Below are 23,410 nucleotides of genomic sequence, written 5' to 3'. Positions count from 1 at the left end.
GTAAAATGATGATATATACCATGGCAAAGGGGAGGAGCAACATGGATAAACAATTAGACCGGATTCGCGACAGCCGCCTGCATGACAGGGTAGTTACACCAGAAGAAGCAGCATCCTGGATTCAGGATGGCATGACTCTGGGGCTAAGCGGCTTTACACGTGCAGGTGATGTGAAAGCGGTACCATTTGCACTGGCTGACCGGGCCAGACATGAAAGCTTTAAAGTGAATGTGTATACTGGGGCATCTTTGGGATCTGATGTGGATAAGCTTTTTGCGGAAGCGGGGATTTTGGGAAAGAGGCTTCCATTTCAGGCTGATCCAACTATGAGAAAAAGCATTAACCAGGGGGATTTCTTATTTATCGATCAGCATTTATCCCATACGGCAGAGCTTGTGCGCGCCAATGTTATGGATCCTATTGATTTCGCTATTTTGGAAGCGGTTTCTATTACGGAGGATGGCTTGATCATCCCGTCTACTTCAATCGGAAACTCGCTGTCTTTCGCGGAAAACGCCAGACATATCATCATCGAAATCAATCTGGCTCAATCCACACAGCTGGAAGGCCTGCATGATTTGTATGAACCTGGCAGGCAAGGAGAACGGGATCCAATCCCGCTTACGAAAGCTGACGACCGCATCGGCACGCCGGGAATTAAAGTGGATTTGGATAAGGTGAGGGGAATCGTGTTCACGAACCAGCAGGACTCTCCTTCGACAATCGTGCCGCCGGATGAAGAGACCGCCATCATGGCTCAGCATCTGCTTCAGTTTCTCCGCGGGGAAATTGCAGCAGGGAGGCTGACGAAAAGTCTGGCACCTCTGCAGTCGGGCATTGGGTCTGTGGCAAATGCCGTGCTTCATGGAATGCTCGATTCTGAGTTTGAGAATCTGGAAGTCTATTCAGAAGTGCTGCAGGATGCGGTATTTGACTTGATGGATGCCGGAAAGGTGGACTTTGCGTCCTGCTGTTCTATCACTCTATCAGATGAAAAAATGAAAGAGGTTTTTGCGAACTTCGACCGGTACAGGGACCGCTTAATTATGCGTCCGCAGGAGATATCCAACCATCCTGAAATCATCCGCCGCCTCGGCTTGATTTCGATCAATACCGCACTGGAGCTCGATATTTATGGGAACGTGAACTCCACCCATGTACTTGGAACAAAAATGATGAATGGCATCGGCGGATCAGGCGATTTTGCCAGAAATGCACGTCTGGCGATCTTCGTGACAAAATCCATTGCCAAGGACGGCAAGATTTCAAGCATCGTCCCATTCGTCTCCCATGTTGACCATACCGAGCATGATGTCGATGTAATCGTCACAGAACAGGGCTATGCAGATCTGCGCGGGCTGGCTCCAAGGCAGCGCGTCGAGCTGATCATCGAAAATTGCGCACATCCGCTCTACCGTGACCAGCTTCGCGACTACTACCGCGAAGCCCTCACAAGAGGCGGCCAGACACCGCACATACTGGAAAAGGCCCTCTCCTGGCACACAGACTTCGCCCAAAACGGAACTATGCAGAAAGAAACAGCGTCAGCTTCAGCTGCTGCTGCTGTTCCACAGTGGAGCTTCTGCTGAAAATAGATGGTGACAGGCACCTATACCACTTCACCGAACTGGTATAGGTGCCTGTCACTTTTAATGTTACAATGATAGCTATACTAACAAAATGATTGGGTGAATTTATGAGGAATGCTATCAAATTAATTGCGGCTCCTAGATATAGGAATAGTTTTCGGGAAGGTTATCCGCTTGTGACAGAGGAGTCTGTGCAGCGGATTCCGAAGAACATCGAAGAGGGTGCGGTCTTTGAATTGACTGATGAGAGCGGCCGGTTTATCGGCAAAGGGTATTATGGGAAGCAGAATAAAGGCAGAGGCTGGATTCTTTCCCGAAATCCTCAGGAAACCTTCGATGAAGCATTTTTTGCGAAAAAATTCGAAGAAGCACTGGAAAGGCGGGAAGCTTTGTACCATGATCCCGATACAACCGCTTTCCGGGTGTTCAATGGGGAAGGAGACGGAATCGGAGGCATCACGATTGATTTTTATGATGGCTTTTATGTAATCAGCTGGTACAGTGAAGGCATTTATTCATTCAGGGATACAGTGATTCAGGCATTGATGAAAAGTGCTGATGTTAAAGGACTGTACGAAAAGAAACGGTTTGCTGTAAAAGGCACGTATATCGAGGATGATGATTTTATAGAAGGAGAACGAGCATCTTTTCCGCTGATCGTGAAGGAGAATGGCATCAGATTCCCCATTTATCTGAATGATGGTGCCATGGTAGGTGTATTCCTTGATCAGAGGCATGTCCGCAAGACAATCAGGGACAAGTATGCCGCCGGAAAAACGGTTCTGAACACGTTCTCTTATACCGGCGCTTTCTCAGCGGCTGCCGCATTAGGGGGAGCCGTGAAGACAACCAGTGTCGATCTTGCCAACCGCAGCAAAAGCAAAACGATTGAAATGTTTAGCGTTAACGGCATTGATCATGAGGCACAGGATATCATTGTGGAAGATGTGTTCAACTACTTTAAATACGCAGTGCGGAAGCAGCTGAAATTTGATATGGTCATCCTGGACCCTCCAAGCTTTGCCCGTTCCAAAAAGCATACATTCAGTGCGAGAAAAGATTACCCAGAGCTGCTCGCGCAGGCCATCCAGATCACAGAAAAGGATGGAATCATTGTGGCATCATCCAACTGCAGCACATTCAGCATGAAAAAATTCAAAGACTTTATCAAAAAGGCGTTCGCCCAGACAGGGGACCGCTACAAAATCCTTGAGGAATTCACCCTTCCGGAAGACTTCCGCACCATCAAGGAATTCAAAGAAGGAAACTATCTTAAAGTAGCATTTATACAGAAGCTGTAACAAAAAAGGGGTGACAGGCACCTATACCAGTTTAGTGAACTGGTATAGGTGCCTGTCACCCAGCTTGTGGAGAAAGGTATGATTTTTCCACAAGCTTTTTTTATTTTCTCAATTACTGACTTAAAAATAGGCTTTTTTTATGGAAAAACAATAGATCGCCACAATTATCCTAGCTTGGCTAGGTGAGTGGCGATCTTTTTCATATTCTGGCACGCTGCGGTGAGTAATACTTGCTCACTCGCATTGTGCAATCCCCGTAACCGGCAATAGCGAAGCCCATGCAGTTCTTTTGAATCTGCGAAGCTTCGCTCAACTTTCTCTTTTCTATATTTATAAAGAATTTTTCCGGAGAGGGAGAGTCTGTTTAGGCGCACTTTCTCTTTAAATTCTTCCCACACATGGCGTGTTAGGACCTTTTGTTTGTTCTTTGACCTTGTGCACTCCTTCAGGAGTGGGCATTCTGAACACTTTTTAGAATCAGACTTGTACTCTCTGTACCCTTCTCTTGTTGTTGTGCGATAAACTAGCTTCTGGCCATTTGGACAAACATAGATATCTTGTTCTTTATGATAGGTAAACTTCCATTTTGGAAATAATCCTTTGGTCGGCTGATATCTCCGATGGGCAATTACACCAAAAATGCTTCTGTCGTGAAGCCCTTTACAAATGGGATTCGTTAAATAACCTGAGTCGAGTGCCACTGCCTCTACTTTAAATCCAAAACGATCGATCTGACGATCCAATCTAGAAAGATAAGGGATAGAGTCATGGACATTTCCAGGAGTAACATAGGCATCCGTTATGATATTGAACTTCATATCCGTTGTTCGGTGGTCTAAGTAACAGAACATTTCCTGCTTATTTTCCCTGGACATGAATCCGCAATCTGGATCGGTTGTACTTTTTCGGATTTCCTTGGTCTCTGTCACCTCCTCTCTTTCTTTTAGCGCTTTTTTCCGTGGTTTGACCTGTCTTCCTCAATAGCTTTATTAAGTTCATCTATATATTCCCGAGTTTCAATTTCTACTTCTTCACGAGTGAATTTGTGCTTGTTTGCATTCGCTTTAAGGTGAGTGGAGTCAGTAAATAAAACTCTTCCACCGACCATTTTATGACTAATGGCTTGATGGACAATTTCATCAAAGATCTCTTGAAAAATATTTGTATCTTTAAAACGAGTTCGCCGGTTCCAACTGATGGTTGAATGGTCCGGAACAGGATCATTGAGCTTCAAGCCAAGGAACCATCGGTACGCCACATTCATCTGTACTTCCCGTTCTAATTGTCGTTCTGAACGGATGCCATAAAAGTAACCAATGAACATCATCTTAAAAAGCATAATGGGGTCCGAAGGACGCCCGTTATTCTCTGAATAGAAGGGACGGACTTTCTCCCCGATAAAAGAAAAATCTATGTACTTATCAACTTTTCTTAAAAGATGATCTTCAGGGACTAAATCTTCAATAAAAACAAATTCCGCTTCATTTTGTGATTCTCTTTTCGGTTTGAACATGCCATCCACCATCCTAAGTAAAATTAATTATATTATATCAAATTAACGCGGTGAATTAATAAAGTTAATGATAAAAATAAAAGCTGTCGAGAGTTTCTCGACAGCCTGGGTGACAGGCACCTATACCAGTTTAGTGAACTGGTATAGGTGCCTGTCACCTTTTCAATCTCTTCATTGTCACCTTTTCATTCGTATTCTGCCCGCAGCTCTTTCATTTTTCTCACCAGGTTCTTCCCAATGTCATGTGAGAAGTCTTCATAGACCGGGTCCAGCATGGCTTGCCATTGCTGTTTTTCATCCGGTGTGAGTTCATGAATCTGAATGGAAGAATTCTGCCTGATTTTCTCTAGCAGTTCTTCGTTCATGTCAAAAGCCATCCGGCTGTTCCAGTCAGTTGTTTCTTCCATAGCCTCCAGCAGGATTTTCCTGGTTTCCTCACTCTGCTCATTCCAAACCTTATTGCTCATCATCACCGCATATCCAAGATAGCCATGATTGCTGATTGTCATGTGCTGCTGCAGGTTATAAAATTTCTTAGAGTAGATGTTGGAAATCGTGTTTTCTTCGCCATCCACTTCACCTTCTTCCAGCAGCTTGTAAGTAGAATTAAAGGAATCCTGGACAGCCTTTGCCTTTAAGCGGCTGAATTGGGCCGATAGCACATCACTTTGCATGATTCGGAAGGATTGCCCTTTCAGATCCTCCGGCTTTTGTATGGGCCCTCTATTCGAGGTGATCTGTTTAAATCCATTTGGCCAGTGGGCGAGTCCTTTAAGGCCGGCCCCTTGAAGAGAATTCAGCAGCTGCCTGCCGATATCCCCGTTCAAGCCTTCCAGAGCCGCTTCGCGCGAAGGGAAAGCAAACGGCAAGTCGAGCACACCCCATTGCGGGGAAAGCATGCCAAGCTTGGACGTGGAGGGAGCAATAAAGTGAACCTGCCCCTCCTTTAACGCATTGATTTCTTCAATATCAGAATAGAGACTGCCGTTTGGAAAGACTTCTATTTTAATGCGGCCATCCGATTTTTCAGCGACAAGCTTTGCAAACCGTTGAGCTGCAAGGCCCTTCGGCGTATTTTCTGCCACAACATGGCTGAATTTAAAGACAATTTGCTCCTTGAGCCCTTCCTGGTCATCATCGTAGGGAATCTCTTCCCCTGGAAAAAAGCTTCGATAGCCCAAAAAGGCAGCCAGCAGCAAAACCGAACCGGCAAGGAGAACATAGCTTTTCATGTGAATCCTCCTTTTTAAAAACTATTAATGTTATCATACTTACAAGAATTCTATCCGTAAAGACAGAAGGGAGGGACCCCTTGTGAATCAGATGCCCATCCGCTGGAAGATTACCATTCTTTCTTATGCCGTCGTCATTTTTTCTTTATTGATTGGCGGGATGGTTGTGATTGCTAACATCCAGGAGCAGGAAGAAAAAGAACTGAGAATTCGCTCGATGAATACTGCCAGAACGGTGGCAGAGCTGTCAGATGTGAAAAAGGGGATCCTGCAGCCGCAGGGCTGGAAGACGGTCAACAAAGTTGCAGAGGAAATTCGCATTATTAATGAAACAGATTATATAGTGATCATGAATATGGAACGTATCCGCTATTCTCATCCGGTCAGGGAATTGATCGGCAAGCCATCTGCAGGCGAGGATGAAAAGCCCGCATTTGCCGAACATATTTATTTTTCCAAGGCAGAGGGAGAAGCAGGCATCTTTATCCGCGCGTTTATCCCGATCAAGGATGAAAACCTCAACCAAATCGGTGTGGTGGCAGTCGGCAACAAGATCCCTTCCATAACCGAAATAATCGCAGATTTGAAAGATGAAATCAGTATCATTGTTCTGCTGACGCTCATATTCGGTCTGATCGGCTCTTTAATGCTCGCCAATCATATTAAAAAGCAGATGTTTCAGCTTGAGCCACACGAAATCAAACGGATGCTGGAGGAAAGGACAGCCACTTTCCATTCGATCAATGAAGGCGTAATTGCGATCGACAACCAGGAAAATATTACGATTTTTAATGACAAAGCCAAGAAAATTTTTAATGTGGCAGGCCGTGTCGCAGGCAAAAAAATCAGATCTGTTTTAAAAGATACAAGGCTTCCCGAGATTGTGGAGAGCAACCGCGCCGTTTATAATGAGCAAATTATAGTGAGCGGCAAGGTCATACTGAGCACCCGAATTCCGATCCGGAAAGACAATGAAAAGATCGGAGCGGTAGCCATCTTCCAGGACCGTACAGAAGTCACGAAGCTGGCTGAAGAGCTGACAGGAGTGAAAAGCTTTGTAGAGGCGCTCAGGGTGCAGAATCATGAGCATATGAACAAGCTTCACACCATTGCCGGTCTGATTCAGCTCGGGAAAGCGGATCAAGCATTAAAGCTGACGTTCGACGCTTCTGAAGAGCAGGAAACCCTCTCGAATTTCCTCAGTGATAATATCCGGAACGATGCCATTGCAGGTCTACTATTAAGCAAGGTGCGGCGCGGCAAGGAATTGGGCATTACAGTCGTCATCGACTCTAACAGCAGTCTGGAGAAGTTTCCGGACCGGCTGGATCACCATGATTTTGTTCTGCTGCTGGGCAATCTCATTGAGAATGCCTTCGGGGCTTTTGAGCATAGCGATCGGGAAGATCGAAAAGTGGATATCAGCATTGAGCAGACAGACGAGATTTGTGCCCTGCTGGTGGAAGATAACGGAAGCGGCATAGAGGAATCAATTTTGCCAAAGATCTATGAAAAAGGATTTACTGCCAATAAATCTGGCGGGACAGGCTACGGACTTTACCTCGTCAAGCAAATTGCAGAAAAAGGCGGGGGAGCAATCGAGGTTTCAACAAGCAAGGATGAAGGAAGCTCTTTTACAATCATTTTTCCGATGGAAGCGGAGGGAGAATCATATGGCGATTAAAGAAGAAATCAGTGTGCTGCTGATCGAAGATGATCCAATGGTCCAGGAAGTGAATAAAGAATTTATAGCAAGTGTGCCAGGCTTTAAGATCATCGGAGCGGCCGGGAATGGGGAGGAAGGCATTACCCTGGCAAAAAAACTGCAGCCTGACCTGGTGATCATGGATATTTTTATGCCAAAAAAAGATGGCATTCAAACCTTGAAGGAATTTAGAAAACAGCACCTTGATTCGGATGTCATCGTCGTTTCCGCTGCAAAGGATAAGGAAACCATCAAGCAGATGCTTCAAAACGGAGCCAGGGATTATATAATAAAGCCCTTTAAGCTGAACAGGATACAGCAGGCTCTCGAAAAGTACCGCCATTATAGAGAAAGCCTTAAGGAATCGGGCACCCTCTCACAGGAGCAGCTTGATGCCCTGATTTATGCGAAGCAGGCGAAGAAAGAAGAAAACGTATTGCCGAAAGGGCTAAATGAATTCACCTTAAATGAAATTACTGCGTTTATGAAACAGCAGACTGAACCCCGCTCTGCCGAAGAAGTCGCGAACGGCATCGGCATTGCCAGAGTTACCGCCCGCCGCTATCTGGATTACCTTGAAAAAAGCGGAGCGATCTTGCTGGATGTGCAGTATGGGGGCGTGGGCAGGCCTGTAAATCGGTATGTCATCGTTTAGCTGTTTTCTTAAGACCAAAATGAACAAAACATCCGTTATGACCATAAACTTCTCTCTTTTATCTGAAAACGCTATCATTTCTAATAGAATGAATAGTTAGAAAAAAGGAGCTGAGATAAGAGTGAAGAAGCAGCGGATTTATAAGAATTTAACCTTTCAGGTGTTAACGGCTATTTTTATCGGTGTTATGGTCGGGCTTATTTGGCCGGAAGTCGGAAAAGAAATGAAGCCTGTAGGCGACACCTTCATAAACGCAGTCAAAATGGTCATCGCTCCGATTATCTTCCTGACCATCGTCCTTGGAATCGCAAAAATGGGCGATATGAAAAAAGTCGGCAAGGTAGGCGGAAAAGCATTCATTTATTTTGAGATTGTTACTACACTTGCTTTAATGATCGGCCTGATCGTCGTAAATGTCATTAAACCGGGTGCAGGACTGAACTTTAATGAATTGGAAAAAGGAGATGTTTCACAGTATACAGCCAATGGCGGAGAGGGCATCAATTGGATTGAGTTTGTGACACATATTGTTCCTTCCAACATGGTGGATGCCTTTGCCAAAGGAGATATCCTGCAGGTATTATTCTTTTCTGTACTATTTGGGGTCGGCTTGGCGGCTCTTGGAGAAAAGGGCAAAATCGTCATTGAATTTTTGGATAAGCTATCACTGGTATTCTTTAAAATCATCGGCTATGTCATGAAGGCCGCCCCGCTTGGAGCATTTGGCGCCATGGCCTATACAATCGGACACTTCGGACTTGCATCACTTGTACCACTGGGCAAACTGATGATTTCCGTGTACGTGACAATGTTCTTATTTATCTTTGTTGTATTAAACATTATCTGCAAAATGTACGGATTCAGCTTATGGAATTATCTGAAGTTCATCAAAGATGAAATTTTGATCGTATTAGGTACAAGTTCATCAGAATCAGTGCTTCCGAGAATGATGGATAAAATGGAGCGCATCGGCTGCTCCAAATCGGTGGTGGGTCTTGTCATTCCAACAGGCTACTCCTTTAACCTGGATGGTACATCCATCTACCTGTCTATGGCTGTTGTCTTCCTTGCCCAGGTATTCGGAGTGGATCTGACAATCGGCCAGCAGATTACGATTCTGCTAGTATTAATGCTTACTTCAAAGGGAGCAGCAGGTGTTACAGGCAGCGGGTTTATCGTATTGGCATCCACGCTTGCCGCCCTGCAGGTTATTCCTCTTGAAGGATTGGCTCTGCTTCTTGGTGTAGACCGTTTCATGAGTGAAGGAAGAGCAATCGTAAACCTGATCGGAAACGGAATTGCCACGATGGTTGTAGCGAAGAGTGAAAATGAATTTGATGAAAATAAGGCGAAACAAGCCATCAGTGATATGAAATTAATGAAGCAGGAACAGCAAAAGCAGGCAGTATAAATGGAAAGGCCATTCTCCTTTTGGGGGAATGGCCTTTCCATTTATATTGTCGAAATACCCGCTGTGCAGGCGACAATTATTGCAGTAATTTCCCGGGAAAAATTCAGAACTGACAGTATTTCCATGTCTTTTCAATCAAACGTTTGATTGAAAAGTAAATTGTTGAATAAACACGAAAGACAAATAAAATTTAGAAAGTTATAAAAATTTTATGGTATGATTATTTTTAAAAAATGTGACAGGTACCTATACCACTTGGCCAAAGTGGTATAGGTACCTGTCACCGGAAAGAAGGTTTACGTAGTGAAGCGCTCAAAGGTTCATTATGCGTGGATAATTTTAGTGCTGACGTTTTTGGCTTTGCTGGCTGCACAGGGGGTTCGATTGTCGTTCGGAGCGTTTATGGCGCCATGGGAGCATGAGTTTTCGGCAAATCGAAGTGTTATTTCCTTCATTGCTTTTGTGAGCTATATTGTTTTTGCCATTTCACAGCCGTATGTCGGCCGGCTGATTGATAAGTATGGCATCCGTTACATTCTATCCTTCAGTATACTGGTTATTGGTTTTTCAACACTTCTGACCTTTTTTACCACCAGCCCCGTTCAGCTGATGATCATCTACGGAGTAGTCGCCTCAGTTGGCTTTGGCGGTGCATCCAATGTAGCGGGAACGATGGCAGTGGCGACCTGGTTTGCAGATAAAAAAGGAATGGCGATGGGACTGATGTCTGCAGGCACAGCCGCAGGACAGCTTATTCTCGTCCCGCTCTCCTTATTCCTAATTGACCAGCTGGGCTGGAAGACAACCGTCCTGGTGCTCGGCTGCTTTTTGATAATAATCATTTTCCCGCTGCTTCTGCTTTTTATCCGTTCGAACCCGGCTGATCTGCATATCCATGCGTACGGAGCAAAAGTGAGTGAAAGTGAGAAGGGCCTGCAGGAGAAAAAGGAAGCACCAAAAGGGACGCTATCTATATTCCAGCTTTTAAGGAGGAAAGAATTCCTGTTTCTCATGCTCCCGTTTTTCGTGTGCGGCGTGACGACTACTGGGCTGATGGATACGCACCTTATTCCATTTGCCCAATATTGCGGATTTACGCCTGGCGTTACGGGAGCCGCTGTCAGCCTGCTGGCCGGCTTTAATATTTTTGGCACTGTTGTTTCCGGGTTCCTGGCAGATAGGTGGAATTGCAGAAAAATCCTTGCCTTTCTCTACGGAGTGAGGGCTCTGACTATTGTTCTGCTTCTGATCATCTTGAATGATGCTTCACTATTTGGCTTTTTCATCACCCAGTCCCATCTGCTCATCCTATTTGCCATCAGCTTTGGAATTGTTAATTTTGCCACTGTCGCACCAACTATGAAGCTGGCCGCGGAATATTTCAGTCATCTGTCCGCAGGAGCAGTGATTGGCTGGATCTATTTGAGCCATCAGCTGGGGTCAGCTCTCGGTTCCTTTGTCCCTGGTGTATTATTTGATCTGACAGGCAGCTATGACAGTTCTTTCATTGCCTCCATTATTCTTCTGATATTCGCATCTGCCTTAAGCATAATGCTTCCAAGGCAGGGGGCAGATTATCAGTATGCTGCCGGCAGAGAGTTAGCCGAGTATAGGTAGAGGCTAAAAATCGACACTTTATTTCTCTTCGGTTAAAATAAAATTATTGAAATAACAGTTCGGTTAGGGGAGACGGGCATGCATCGTAATCATGATTTATATCAATTTTTCCTTGAAAAAACATGGGACTTAACAGAAGAATGGTATAAAAATGTGAACAAAGAAAAAAGCGGCGGGATTTATACCTCGGAAGACCCCGCTGTGATCGAACGAGTAAAGAAGCAAAATTACGAGTTCCACAAAGAGTTCTCCGAAGTCTTTGATAAAGATGAAGAAACTTTTTTTCATGATTTGGAAGGATGGATTGTCAAAGTGGCGCAGGATGATGAACATCTCCGCACCCCTCTGGAGAAGATCCTCCAGGAGTTTTTTAACACCCAGGAACAGTATTTGAATCTGCTGGAGCAATTCGTTGAAATCAATCAGGGCCAATTTAATGAAAAGCAAATTTCCTTATGGCGCAGGATGATTACTAAAACCATTGGTGAAGTGGTTACCTGGTTCACGGAGGAATATAATAATCATTCCCAAAAGAGGCTGCAGGCTCAGCAGGCTTTAATCCTTGAGCTCAGCTCCCCGGTCATTTCTTTGACGGAAGATATCGCGCTTCTGCCGCTTGTCGGGGATATTGATACCACACGTGCGAAAATCATGCTTGAAAATACACTTCAGCAATGCAATAAATTAGGGGTGACTCAGCTCTTTTTGGATCTCTCAGGTGTAGTCATGATCGATACGATGGTAGCCCACCAGCTATTCCAGCTCATAGAAGCGCTAAGCCTGATCGGCGTAAAGACCACAATCTCCGGCCTAAGGCCGGAAATTGCCCAGACTGCCGTACAGCTCGGGTTGTCATTTGATCACGTTAACATTACATCCACGCTATCAACTGCCATTAAATCAGCAAAAATAATAGCAGGTTAATACAAAAACACGATGAAGACTGGCTTCATCGTGTTTTTCTATCTATTTTAATCCTTTAATGGTCATGTCCTTCACTGGCAGGAAGGCTTCACCTGTATCCAGATAATTTACGTCCACCTGATCGCCTTCCTGCAGATAAATGGCCATCGGCACGGTTTCAGATGAAACCACATAGCTCTGGCGGTTATCGAGAAGGAACGATATGACAGTGTAATCACCGGACTTCTCCTTGTACACTCGAAGTACAGATCCGTTCACCTGTTTTTCCTCTGCCTTCGAGCTTCCGTCTACAGTGCCTCCGCCTCGCTGCAATGCAGTTTTATAGGAACGCAATGCTTCATTTGGCGTTGTACCATAAGCCGATATTTCCGGATTGGCTGCAGATACAATAAAGTAGTTCTGCAGGAATCCGTTGGCATCAAGAACAGGCGTCAGCCAGCTCGCTTCACCGTAGAAGTTATACAGAACAGGCATTTCACCGCTCCATTTTTTCTCGATAAATTTCTTTTCGATAATCTGCAGGGCACCCTGGGAGTCCATATATGATTCCTCGAGATTGCCTGTATAGAAGGTGGCCTGACCTGTCCTTGAATTTGTCAGAGAATAGCCAAGCATCGAATCTACGCCTTCTTTTGGACTTGTAAAATCAGTGAAGTAGTACATGTCACCATTTTCATCAAAAATCGGACTCACATTGGCCTCCGTTCCTTCATCAGATGGAAGCCTTACATCTGATTTTCCAAATTTGCTGTTCCAGAAGCCATGGACATAATTCCCGAAATAACTATTTTGCAGACTGACCGTTTCAGGAGAGACTGCTCCATCAATAAAAGCCGGCACATCGGCAAGTTTATAAGACTTTGTCTGTCCGTTCAGCGGGTCAACCATGACGATGCCTTTAACATCAAAGCCATTTCTCGCTGAAATAAACTCTCCATAAGAACGGATATAAAACGGCTTTCCGTCTTCATCCACTTCCAGCTGCACATCTCCGTAAAAAATCGCCTGTGGATACTGCATCCGGATATGGCGCTCTATATTTTTATTAAAATAAGAGGATGGTGTATACACCATATCGCTTTTCACAAACTTTGGATTAGCTGTGGAATCAGTGGCGCTAATAGTAAAATAGCCTGGTGTCTTATCTCCATTCCACCATTTGAAAAAGCCGGAAAACTCTACAGGAGCTATATACACATACTCTCCATTGACTTTTTGGATCTGCAGGCTGCCGAGTTCGTAATAGCTCGTGTTGGGAACCTGCCCGAAAGCCTTCTTCATTTTATTGCGGGCAAACTTCGGCGGCACGCTTGCAGGTGTTTCTTTTTCATCAAATGTCTCAATCTCCGTTTTTTCCTTCATTTTGGCACTCTCATATTTTTCATCTGCATTGAAGAGGAAAGCGGTCAGAAAGAAAATTCCTGCTATCAGGCTGACGGCAAACACACCGGTTTTGATCATTCGTTCCCTGCCTGTCGCAAGAACGGCTCCAATTAATGAAGCGATAACCGCTAACAGCCATAAGCTGGTCAGGTTTCGGTCCAGATTGGAGAAATAATACACAGCAAAAACAAGCAGCACAGATACTGCGGCTGTGGCGGCCATAATTCCGGTTCCCCGTTTCCTGCCTTCCTTTTCCTTGGATTTATAGCTGAACGGTATCAGCAGGATAGAAATCGCCAGTCCGGCTATGAGTGAAAAAATAAATATATTTCCCATTATGAATCTCCCCTAATAAAAAGTTCGTTACTATCTGTTACGGATGAAAAACCAAAAAGTTTCATAAAGCTGATCTTTAAGTGTTCTTGAGCAGCATCCCAGCATAATTCTTAAAAGAAGGATTCTTCCGGCTCGAACCAGAATAGGATTAGCATTCCCATATGAAGGAGATTTTTCATGATTACATATGAATGGGCTATACCGGACCAGGATCAGTTATTTCAGTTATATGAACTTGACGGCTGGAATGATTTTTTGAAGATGCCAAAAGAAAAATTGTATAAGGCGATGGAGGGGAGCTTGCTTGTAATCAGTGCCTATGATGGAGAGAGCCTGGTCGGGACAGGACGAATTATTTCAGATGGAGTGATCAATGCATATCTTTGCGGAGTAATCGTCGATCCTGATTTCCGCAGCCAGGGCATTGGCAAGGAAATGGTGCGAAGGCTTGCAGAAGAGTGCGCTAAGGCCAGTCTCCATTTACAATTGCTCGCCGAGGAAGACAAAGCAGGCTATTATGAAAAGCTGGGGTTTGAAATTTTTACATTAGGCTTAAAGTATAAGACTTCAGGCTAAAGCTGTAGATGCTTTCAGCCGGAACGGTGATTCAGCTTATTGTGTCAGGTCTTAAAATGGTTAATGTAACCAGTATGAGAACGGAGGCAATTTCATGGAAAAATATATATGCAAAACATGTGGAACACAATTTCCGCCAGCTGCACATCAGCCTGAAAGCTGTCCCATTTGCCTGGAAGAGCGCCAGTACGTTGGACCCCGCGGCCAGGAATGGACAACATTGCATGCAATGATTGTAAGCCAAGATTATACGAATGAAATAAAGCAGGAGGAACCACACCTTTACAGCTTGAAAACAGCCCCGGAGTTTGCCATCGGCCAGACAGCCTACCTTGTTCAGCAAAATGGCTTTAATCTGTTGTGGGATTGCATTACCTATCTTGATGAGCACACGATTGAAACCATAAAAGAATTAGGCGGAATTAACGCAATTGCACTGTCCCATCCTCATTATTATTCAGCCCAGGTTGAATGGGCGGAAGCATTCAATGTGCCGATTTATATCCATGAGGATGATAGGGAGTGGGTAATGAGGAATAGTGAGCACATCATTTTCTGGAGCGGTGAAAGTCTGAAGCTTCATGATGGCCTGGTCATCTATCGCATGGGCGGCCATTTTAAAGGCGGTGCTGTCCTTCATTGGGAAAAGGGGAATGAGGGGAAAGGCATCATGCTGACTGGCGACATAATTCAGGTCGTTGCGGACAGGGCTTGGGTCAGCTTCATGTACAGCTACCCGAACCTCATTCCGCTTCCCGCCGAAACCGTTGAATGGATAGCCGGCAAAATCAAACCGCTGTCATTTGACCGGATTTACAATGCGTTTCACAGAGTGGTAGAAAAAGAGGCAGACCTTGCTGTTCAACGGTCAGCTGAGCGATATGTCAAAGCTGTCAGGGGCGAGCTTTTTCAGACCTGATGCTGGCTGTTAATATGAAAATTTAGTAAAATAAGGTAATAGAATAGGAGGGGACGAGATGTTAAAGAAACCTGAATCAAATGAGTATGCACCGTATTACGAGAAATATGTCAGCTCTATACCGGAAGGGGACCTTCTGCAGATCCTCGATGAACAAATGAGGGAAACAATGAATCTGGTTAAAGATCTGAAGGAAGACCAGGCCCAGTTCAGGTATGCTCCGGAAAAATGGACAATTAAAGAAGTGATCGGCCATATTACAGATACTGAACGCATCATGAGCTATCGAATGCTTTGCATTGGCAGAGGTGAGAAGGCTGAGCTGCCGGGTTATGATGATAACCAGTATGTAAAGAATGGGAAATTTAACCGCTTCAGCATTAGGGAACTTTCAGCACAAATGTCCCAGGTTCGTCAAAATACGATTGCTTTACTGAAAAGCCTGGATGATGAGGCGCTGCTAAGGCGAGGGAATGCGAACGGCACCGAGGTAACCGCCAGGGCCATTGCGTATATCATTGCCGGCCATGAACATCACCACCGCACCTTAATCAAAGAACGGTATATGGGTGCAGAAAGCTACGGCAGAGTGAATGGATAAGCATGAACTGGCAAGCTGGCTGAAATCCCTTCTAATTGCCTTTGGAATTACATTGGTCATAAAGGTTTTTCTCTTTTCGCCGTACTATGTGGAAGGAGCATCCATGGATCCGACCCTTCATGATGAGGAAAAAATCTTTGTTAATAAATTTGAAGAATTGAACAGAGGCGATGTTGTCATCATCAGGGGCGATGAAAAAAACTATGTAAAAAGATTAATAGGTTTCCCTGGCGATGAACTGGAAATGAAGGATGACCAGCTGTATATTAACGGCCAGCAATGGGATGAAGACTACCTTGCTGAAAATCGCAAAGCAGCCGATGGGATTGTCAGCAAACTGACCGGTGACTTCGGCCCTCTGACGGTACCGAGTGATCATTATTACGTCATGGGTGACAACCTCCTGGTCAGCAGGGACAGCCGAAATGGACTCGGGTTTATAGAGAAAGAGCGGATTATTGGCGTCAGTAAATTTGTCTGGTATCCTTTTACAAGTATGAGGAAAGTAGAATAGAACCTAATTATTGAAAGAGAAAGGACGTTGTCCAAATGACCAAAATCGGATTAATCCGTCATGGAATCACCCCCTGGAATAAAGAAGGACGGGCACAGGGAAGCTCTGATATTCCCCTTCATGAAGAGGGGCTGGCTGAGGCCGAACGTCTGGCCGAACGGGTTAGCGGCGAAAACTGGGATGTGATTTACTCCAGTAATCTCCTGAGGGCAAAGCAGACGGCAGAAGTCATTCAGGAGAAAATCGGTTCGATTCCACTGCACCTTGATTCCCGAATAAGGGAAGTCAGTGGAGGAATGATTGAAGGAACAACCGAAGCAGAGCGTCTTGAGAAATGGGGCAAGAATTGGCGAGAAATGGACCTTGGTTTCGAGGCGAAAGAAAGTGTTTTGAAAAGAGGTCTTGGCTTCCTGCAGGAGATTGCAGAAAGGCATCCGGACGAGAACGTTTTGATCGTAAGCCACGGCTCCTTCATTCGCCATCTCCTAAGAGAACTGGTTCCGCAGACAGATCTATCCACTCCGCCGAAAAACACCTCTATTACGGAACTGTTATTAAAGGAAAGCAAATGGAACTGCGAGTTGTATAATTGCACGAAGCATCTGGAAGCGGAGCAGATTGAATCAAAATAAACATCAAAAAAACAGCAGAATTTCCTGCTGTTTTTTTTAATCCTTATGTATTTCCGACTTATAATTCGGAAAGGTAAAAGTGAAAACAGTTCCTTTATCAACTTCGCTTTTGACCCGGACAGTGCCACTCATGGCCCTTACAATACTGAATACAACCATCATTCCAAGGCCGGTCCCTTTGGAGCCTTTAGTGGAATAATAGGGTTCTCCCAGGCGCTGAAGCTGTTCGGGAGTCATGCCCACGCCGGTGTCTTTTATTTCGATGGTGATCTGGCTGCTGCTATAGTGGGTCTCTATGTATAATTGCCCGCCGCGAGGCATAGCCTCAATTGAATTTTTAATGACATTCAAGAAGCATTGGTGGAATTTTTGCCGGTCTCCCTTAATCGATCCCAGGAGGGCAAAGTGGGCATTGATCTCGACGGAATTCTGGTTGGCTGTCGGTTTTAATATATTCATTACCTGCATAAGTTCTTTTTTTACATTAATTTCTTCGATCTTATCTAAAGATGGCTTGGAAAAAGTTAAATAGTTCTGGATGACCTGTTCAGCTGATTCCAGCTCAGCCTTCACAATGCTCAAATACTCCCCCCTTTTCCGCGGTGGCAGCCGCTGTTCCTGCAAAAGCTGCACAAATCCGATAGCAGCTGTCAGGGGGTTGCGGATTTCATGGGAGATGGCGGCACCCATTTGCTCGACAGCTTCAAGCTTTTCAGCCCGGACGAGATTCTCGCGCATATCCAGGTTTTTTTTAGCGAACTCAAATACATATGTAATCATAAAGACACCCAATGAAGGAATTATTAAATAAGCAAACCAGGCGTCGAACCGGTTTTGAGGGGGCACGCTAAATTCCATTACCAAGACCGTTGCTACACTTAAAAACATGGTAATGATGACCGAAAAGCGGATCCTTTTCCGTGGCGCCTGCTTCCAAAACCAGGGATAGAGCTTCCAAAGAATAATCCCTAAGGGTAAATATAAAAAAATATTAGAATAAAATCCAGGCTCTATTCCATAAAAACTTCTCATCAATATAACAGACCCGCCCAGTACGAGGCCTAATCCGGCATATAATCCGCCGATGATGACAGGTATCAATCGCAAATCAAAAAAGTAATGGGGGCTTGGCTGAAAGGAAAACTGAAAGCATATCCAGATCATAAACAAAAGCCATGCAAAGGAACAGACTTTGGAAAACCGGAATTTAGAGCTTTTTTCCGCCCATACAAGCACAATAAACAAGATAACCATCAAGAGCGATAGATTGAAGAAAAAATGCTTTGTGATTTCCACCGTTTCACCCCCCTCTTTATGAGGTTATAAGAAAATTCTATATTGTTTTACTATTATTGACAATACTCATTTGCTTTTTTTATATATTATTGTCAGAAAAAACAAAAATTTGGAGGCTGGCGGAACCAGTTTATTCAAAAATATATAATCTGTGAAAAGGTACCTGTCTGGATTCCTGTTAAGAGACTCAGATCAATTCCTGCTTTCTTTTATTTTGCAGTTTACCTCCTTCAATGTAGGGTACTTCAATTTATAGATACATACAGCGTAATCCGGAAGCATTTGCTTCTTCAATATAAGGAGGAATGAGCAATTGAAACAAGAGCAAAACAAAGGAGTAAATGAGCACAGTAAGGACAGGCAGCTTGAGGAGTTTCGCATGGATAATACAGGCAGGAAGCTGACAACGAATCAGGGTGTTAAGGTTTCAGAGGATGAGCATTCGTTAAAAGCCGGTTCCCGCGGTCCAACGCTGATGGAGGACTTTCACTTTCGGGAAAAAATGACGCACTTTGATCATGAGCGCATCCCGGAGCGGGTTGTTCATGCCCGAGGTTTTGGCGCACATGGATATTTCCAGGTGTATGAATCCATGGCGGAATACACCCGGGCCAAGTTTCTGCAGGATCCATCTGTTAAAACCCCGGTCTTTGTCCGGTTCTCCACAGTTGCGGGCTCCCGCGGCTCCGCAGACTCTGTACGTGATGCCCGCGGCTTTGCTACTAAGTTTTACACAGAAGAAGGCAATTATGATTTAGTTGGCAACAATATTCCTGTGTTTTTCATACAGGATGCCATTAAGTTCCCGGATCTCGTTCATTCATTCAAGCCGGAGCCGCATAATGAAATGCCGCAGGCTTCAACAGCCCATGATACGTTCTGGGATTTTGCTGCCAACAATACTGAAACCGCCCATATGATCATGTGGACAATGTCAGACCGTGCCATTCCGCGCAGCTACCGCATGATGGAAGGCTTCGGTGTTCATACATTCCGGTTTGTGAACGAACAGGGAAAGGCGCGCTTTGTGAAATTCCACTGGAAGCCGGTTCTGGGCACGCATTCACTTGTTTTTGATGAAGCCCAAAAGCTTGCCGGAAAGGATCCGGATTTCCACCGGCGCGATCTTTGGGAAGCCATTGAAATGGGTGATTACCCTGAATTTGAGCTCGGTGTTCAGATGATTGATGAAGAAGATGAATTCTCCTTTGACTTTGATATTCTGGATGCAACAAAGCTGTGGCCGGAGGAAATGGTTCCGGTTAAAATCATTGGAAAAATGACCCTGAACCGGAATCAGGATAATGTGTTTGCTGAAACGGAACAGGCTGCATTCCATCCTGGCCATGTCGTACCGGGCATTGATTTTTCAAATGACCCATTGCTGCAGGGGCGGTTATTCTCCTATACAGACACCCAGCTGATACGCCTTGGAGGACCAAACTTCCATGAGATCCCGATTAATCGGCCGGTTTGTCCATTTCATAATAACCAGTATGATGGCTATCATCGCATGACGATCAACAAAGGGCCGGTTGCCTATCATAAAAACTCGATGCAGAATAATGATCCAAGTCCTGCCACAGCACAGGAGGGCGGCTATGTTCATTATCAGGAAAAGATCGAAGGCCGCAAGGTGCGCCAGCGCAGCGAAAGCTTCAGTGACCATTACAGCCAGGCAAAAATGTTCTGGAACAGCATGTCCCAAGTCGAAAAGGAGCATATTATCGAAGCCTTCCGTTTTGAAATTGGAAAGGTCCAGAATAAGGATGTGAAGCAGCAGGCAGTCGATATGTTCAGCAATGTAGATCTTTATCTGGCTGAACAAATTGCCCTTGGCGTGGGCGCAAAGGTGCCGGATGGTGCGGCTGAATCCAAAGTTACGCTATCTTCTCCTGCGTTAAGCCAAATGAATACAGCCAGATCAGCTAAGACCCGAAAAGTTGCCATTCTTGCTGATAATGGCTTCAACTATCAGGAAGTCAGCAGCGTAATGGAAGCTTTGAAAGCGGCTGGGGTCATGCCGGAAATTGTCAGCAAAAACCTGGGAATTATTAAAGGGGACGGCGGGGAGCTGGAAGTTATGAAAACCTTCCTGACCTCTCATTCGGTTATGTACGATGCTATCTACGCAGCAGGAGGGAAGGAAAGCGCAGAATCACTGAAAAAGGTGCCGCAGGCCAAGGAATTCGTCAGAGAAGCCTATGTGCATTTTAAGACGATTGCGTTTGGCGGCGAGGGAGCAGAATTGCTGCCCGCAGAAGCCTTAAACATGCTGGGGCAATCACATTCGCTATCTGAAATGGGAATCGTTGAAATCAAAAGCGGCGATTCAGCCTCCAGTGAGAATTTAATCAACACCATTGCCATGCATCGCCATTGGGGACGTGCTATATAAACTTTAATGGAAGCCAGCTGCCTGTTCACGGGCGGCTGGTTTTTTTATGCTCTTATGAATGATAGGAGGCTCTCTATCCCATTTGGCCGGTAAAATAGCATAATAGGCAGGTGAATTTCCTGTTCTTTCCCCGTTCCAGCAGCTAACAGCATAAAAATTCCTCATTCAGCAGGTATTCTTTGCTTAAAATAAGAATCTTTACTAATCACCTGCCAAAAGAAAGCAAAAAATGACAGGCAGCCAAAAAGAGATAAAGATAGGATAATTATAAGGGAGTGTTCAGTAATGTCATGGATCGAATCACTGCAGAAGGCCATTGATTATATAGAAGAGCATTTGCTGGATGAAGATTTTTCAATCCAGAAGGCTGCGGAGGCAGCAAACGCCTCGGTATTCCATTTTCAGCGGACGTTTGCTATTCTGACAGATATGCCGGCTGGCGAATATATCCGGGGAAGAAAGTTAACTCTCGCAGCACAGGACCTGGTCTGCACAGACCTTAAAGTGATTGATCTTTCCTATAAATATGGCTATGACACTCCGGAAGCTTTTACAAAGGCTTTCCGCAGGCAGCATGGCATGACCCCCACGGAAGCAAGGAAATATTCCGGAAAGCTGAAATCCTATAACCGCCTGGTAATCCAGGTGAGTCTGAAAGGGGCAGAACCGATGCAATATGCAATTGTTGAAAAAGAAGCTTTTCAAGTAGCAGGAATCAAAAAGGAGTTCTCTGTGGTCCATGAAGAAAATCTGGCCGGCATCCCGAAAATGTGGGATGAAGTGAACAGAAACGGCACCTCCGATAAGCTGTTCAAGCTGAATAATGGCGAAATTAAAGGGATTCTTGGCGTGTGTGTGGATAAGCGCAGTTCAAAACCAGACAGCATGGATTACTGGATTGCCGCAAGCTTTAAAGGCGCAAAGCCGGACAGTTTCGAAATCCTGGAAGTCCCGGCATCCAAATGGGCGGTATTTGAAGTCCATGGTGCCATGCCTCATGCCATACAGAACGCCTGGAAAAAAATCTTCTCGGAATGGTTCCCATCCAGCGGCTATGAACATGCCGCTGCACCTGAACTGGAAGTGTATACTGCCGGTGATGCATCCAGTCCCGATTATTATTCAGAGATCTGGATTCCGGTAAAATAATCAGCAAGAAACCTGCAGATGCCAGATCTGCAGGTTTCTCTATCTACACCTTCTTCTTCGGAATTTTTCCTATTCCGAGCTCCTTCGCTTCTTTTTGCAGAGCCTTGATCAAACTGAAGGTCATTAATGCCATGATGACGGAAAAAGGAAGAGCAGCTGCAATCATCGTATTCTGCAGCGCTTGAAGCCCGCCGGAATAAAGCAGAACCAATGAAATGGCAGCAAGCAATATCCCCCAGATCATTTTTATCTTGTTGCCGGGATGGTGCGAGCCGTTTGTTGTCATCATTCCTAATACATAGGTGCCGGAATCGGCAGATGTAATAAAGAATGTACAAATGAGCAAAATGGCAATGATTGAAAGGAGCGTTCCCATCGGCAAGTTGGAAAAAACACCAAACAATGCTTCCTCAGTAGCCAATTCGGAAATTTTGGAGACACCGTTGTGCTCTTGCATTATTGCAGTACCGCCAAATGCGGAAAACCATATGAAGCCTATTAGTGACGGCACAAGGAGGACACCAAAAACGAATTCCCGGATTGTTCTTCCTTTTGAAACACGTGCGATAAAAATCCCTACAAATGGTGCCCAGGCAATCCACCAGGCCCAGTAAAAAATCGTCCAGCCATTAATCCATTCCCTGACTTCTGGATTTAACGGAGCAATTCTGAGGCTCATGCCAGGCAAATTCTGCAGATAAGACCCAAGTGTATTGGTGAACAGATTTAAGATGAACAAAGAAGGTCCCAGGAAAAAAGTAAGCAGAAATAGAATCAATGCTAAAATCATATTGGCATTGCTCAAAATTTTGATGCCCTTTCCAAGTCCGGACCATGCGGATATCATGAAAAGAACTGTAACAATAGCCACAATAATAAACTGGATTGTAATGCTCACCGGTATGCCAAATAGATAAGACAGCCCTCCGTTAATCTGCACAGCACCAAACCCAAGTGTTGTTGCCACACCAATAACAGTCGCAACCACTGAAAGAATATCAATGATCTTCCCTGTAGTTTTCTGCGTTTGTTCGCCTAAAATCGGCTTTAAAGTGGCACTGATTAAACCTGGTTCTCCGTGGCGGAAAATAAAGTAAGCCAAAACAAGCGCCACAATGCCATAAATCGCCCATGCATGGATTCCCCAATGAAAGTAAGTATATCTCATGGCATTTCGAATGGCCTGGTCTGTTCCTACTTCTCCTCCAGTTGGAGACCCGACTGCATAGTGATAAACCGGCTCTGCAGCTCCCCAGAAAACCAGACCGATTCCCATTCCCGCACTAAATAGCATCGCAAACCAAGTAGGGCGGGAAAATTCGGGTTTATCATCCGGCTTCCCAAGCTTAATTCTGCCTAAAGGACTTATTAAAAAGTACAAATTAACAATGACAATAAACGAAACAAGAATCAAATAGTACCAGCCGAATTTATCGGTGATAAAGGCCTGCACATTGGCTGTCACACTCTCCAGAGAATCCGGTACAAACACACCAAATAAAACAAGCAATAATAAGATTCCGGCCGATATATAGAAAACCATTAAATTCTTTTTCACCTGCAATCCCCTTTCTCATGCTGCTTCCTTTAGGATTAAATAGATGGCAATTAATTATGCGGAGGAAAAGAAATTTTAAAGGAAAATCCCATTTGCTGAAG

The 23,410-nt window shown here is 44.8% G+C and carries 19 protein-coding genes; 14 read left to right on the top strand and 5 right to left on the bottom strand.

From position 1 onward, the window contains the following. The first annotated feature begins 41 nt into the window (after positions 1-41). Positions 42-1,589: an acetyl-CoA hydrolase/transferase family protein gene (locus tag NSQ49_RS08405; RefSeq protein WP_251284570.1), complete on the top strand. Its 1,548-nt coding sequence runs from the start codon at positions 42-44 to the stop codon at positions 1,587-1,589. 107 nt (positions 1,590-1,696) lie between these two features. Then, positions 1,697-2,890 carry a class I SAM-dependent rRNA methyltransferase gene (locus NSQ49_RS08400; RefSeq protein ID WP_251284571.1) on the top strand — a complete coding sequence of 398 codons (1,194 nt, stop codon included), beginning with the start codon at positions 1,697-1,699 and terminating at the stop codon, positions 2,888-2,890. Positions 2,891-3,054: 164 nt separating this feature from the next. On the opposite strand, the gene NSQ49_RS08395 is transcribed toward NSQ49_RS08400, so the two are convergent. Then, a protein-coding gene (locus tag NSQ49_RS08395) for an IS1182 family transposase (protein WP_159871978.1) occupies positions 3,055-4,403 on the bottom strand; the annotation gives its coding sequence in 2 pieces (ribosomal slippage) (positions 3,055-3,839 and positions 3,839-4,403; 1,350 coding nt in all). A gap of 185 nt (positions 4,404-4,588) precedes the next feature. Beyond that, positions 4,589-5,635 carry a TRAP transporter substrate-binding protein gene (locus NSQ49_RS08390; RefSeq protein ID WP_251283299.1) on the bottom strand — a complete coding sequence of 349 codons (1,047 nt, stop codon included), beginning with the start codon at positions 5,633-5,635 and terminating at the stop codon, positions 4,589-4,591. A 91-nt stretch (positions 5,636-5,726) separates the two neighbouring features. Between NSQ49_RS08390 and NSQ49_RS08385 the strand changes: the two genes are divergently transcribed. The 5 genes from NSQ49_RS08385 to NSQ49_RS08365 all read left to right on the top strand — a co-directional run bounded on the left by NSQ49_RS08385 (position 5,727) and on the right by NSQ49_RS08365 (position 11,947). Further along, positions 5,727-7,319, top strand: coding sequence for a sensor histidine kinase (locus tag NSQ49_RS08385; protein ID WP_285869072.1), 1,593 nt, complete (start codon positions 5,727-5,729; stop codon positions 7,317-7,319). After that, on the top strand, positions 7,309-7,995 hold the full coding sequence (locus NSQ49_RS08380) for a response regulator (RefSeq protein WP_251283297.1): 687 nt from the start codon (positions 7,309-7,311) through the stop codon (positions 7,993-7,995). The genes NSQ49_RS08385 and NSQ49_RS08380 overlap by 11 nt, the downstream gene beginning before the upstream one ends. A gap of 121 nt (positions 7,996-8,116) precedes the next feature. Further along, positions 8,117-9,406 carry a C4-dicarboxylate transporter DctP gene (gene dctP, locus NSQ49_RS08375; protein ID WP_311315891.1) on the top strand — a complete coding sequence of 430 codons (1,290 nt, stop codon included), beginning with the start codon at positions 8,117-8,119 and terminating at the stop codon, positions 9,404-9,406. Between the two features lie 303 nt (positions 9,407-9,709). After that, positions 9,710-11,023: an MFS transporter gene (locus NSQ49_RS08370; RefSeq protein ID WP_251283296.1), complete on the top strand. Its 1,314-nt coding sequence runs from the start codon at positions 9,710-9,712 to the stop codon at positions 11,021-11,023. A 78-nt stretch (positions 11,024-11,101) separates the two neighbouring features. Then, positions 11,102-11,947, top strand: coding sequence for an STAS domain-containing protein (locus NSQ49_RS08365; RefSeq protein ID WP_251283295.1), 846 nt, complete (start codon positions 11,102-11,104; stop codon positions 11,945-11,947). A 42-nt stretch (positions 11,948-11,989) separates the two neighbouring features. Here NSQ49_RS08365 and NSQ49_RS08360 read toward each other — a convergent pair whose 3' ends face one another. Further along, positions 11,990-13,666, bottom strand: a complete 1,677-nt coding sequence (locus NSQ49_RS08360) for a hypothetical protein (RefSeq protein ID WP_159862125.1) — start codon at positions 13,664-13,666, stop codon at positions 11,990-11,992. Positions 13,667-13,843: 177 nt separating this feature from the next. Between NSQ49_RS08360 and NSQ49_RS08355 the strand changes: the two genes are divergently transcribed. From NSQ49_RS08355 to NSQ49_RS08335, 5 genes are all read left to right on the top strand, one after another. Then, the gene (locus NSQ49_RS08355) at positions 13,844-14,242 is read left to right on the top strand and encodes a GNAT family N-acetyltransferase (RefSeq protein WP_251283294.1); all 399 of its coding nucleotides are present in this window, start codon (positions 13,844-13,846) and stop codon (positions 14,240-14,242) included. A gap of 94 nt (positions 14,243-14,336) precedes the next feature. After that, a complete protein-coding gene (locus tag NSQ49_RS08350) occupies positions 14,337-15,161 on the top strand; it encodes an MBL fold metallo-hydrolase (RefSeq protein ID WP_251283293.1) in 825 nt (274 codons plus the stop codon). 58 nt (positions 15,162-15,219) lie between these two features. Beyond that, entirely contained in the window at positions 15,220-15,762 is a 543-nt protein-coding gene (locus NSQ49_RS08345; RefSeq protein WP_251283292.1) for a DinB family protein, read from the top strand. Next, positions 15,755-16,276: a signal peptidase I gene (lepB, locus tag NSQ49_RS08340; protein ID WP_251283291.1), complete on the top strand. Its 522-nt coding sequence runs from the start codon at positions 15,755-15,757 to the stop codon at positions 16,274-16,276. The genes NSQ49_RS08345 and lepB overlap by 8 nt, the downstream gene beginning before the upstream one ends. Positions 16,277-16,311: 35 nt before the next feature. Then, complete coding sequence (locus tag NSQ49_RS08335; RefSeq protein ID WP_251283290.1) at positions 16,312-16,908, top strand: histidine phosphatase family protein; 597 nt, start codon at positions 16,312-16,314, stop codon at positions 16,906-16,908. 36 nt (positions 16,909-16,944) lie between these two features. On the opposite strand, the gene NSQ49_RS08330 is transcribed toward NSQ49_RS08335, so the two are convergent. Next, positions 16,945-18,204: a sensor histidine kinase gene (locus NSQ49_RS08330; RefSeq protein WP_159862120.1), complete on the bottom strand. Its 1,260-nt coding sequence runs from the start codon at positions 18,202-18,204 to the stop codon at positions 16,945-16,947. Positions 18,205-18,517: 313 nt separating this feature from the next. Here NSQ49_RS08330 and NSQ49_RS08325 point away from each other — a divergent pair, with 313 nt between their 5' ends. Continuing rightward, complete coding sequence (locus tag NSQ49_RS08325; RefSeq protein ID WP_251283289.1) at positions 18,518-20,602, top strand: catalase; 2,085 nt, start codon at positions 18,518-18,520, stop codon at positions 20,600-20,602. A 285-nt stretch (positions 20,603-20,887) separates the two neighbouring features. Then, the gene (locus tag NSQ49_RS08320) at positions 20,888-21,751 is read left to right on the top strand and encodes an AraC family transcriptional regulator (protein ID WP_159862118.1); all 864 of its coding nucleotides are present in this window, start codon (positions 20,888-20,890) and stop codon (positions 21,749-21,751) included. 43 nt (positions 21,752-21,794) lie between these two features. Here NSQ49_RS08320 and NSQ49_RS08315 read toward each other — a convergent pair whose 3' ends face one another. Then, a complete protein-coding gene (locus tag NSQ49_RS08315) occupies positions 21,795-23,309 on the bottom strand; it encodes a glycine betaine uptake BCCT transporter (RefSeq protein WP_159862117.1) in 1,515 nt (504 codons plus the stop codon). Positions 23,310-23,410 lie beyond the last annotated feature (101 nt).

Source organism: Cytobacillus sp. FSL R5-0377 (genome assembly GCF_038004385.1).
Taxonomy (GTDB): Bacteria; Bacillota; Bacilli; order Bacillales; family Cytobacillaceae; genus Cytobacillus.
Note: the sequence above shows the minus strand (reverse complement) of the source record. Positions and strands in the feature narration are given on the sequence as shown.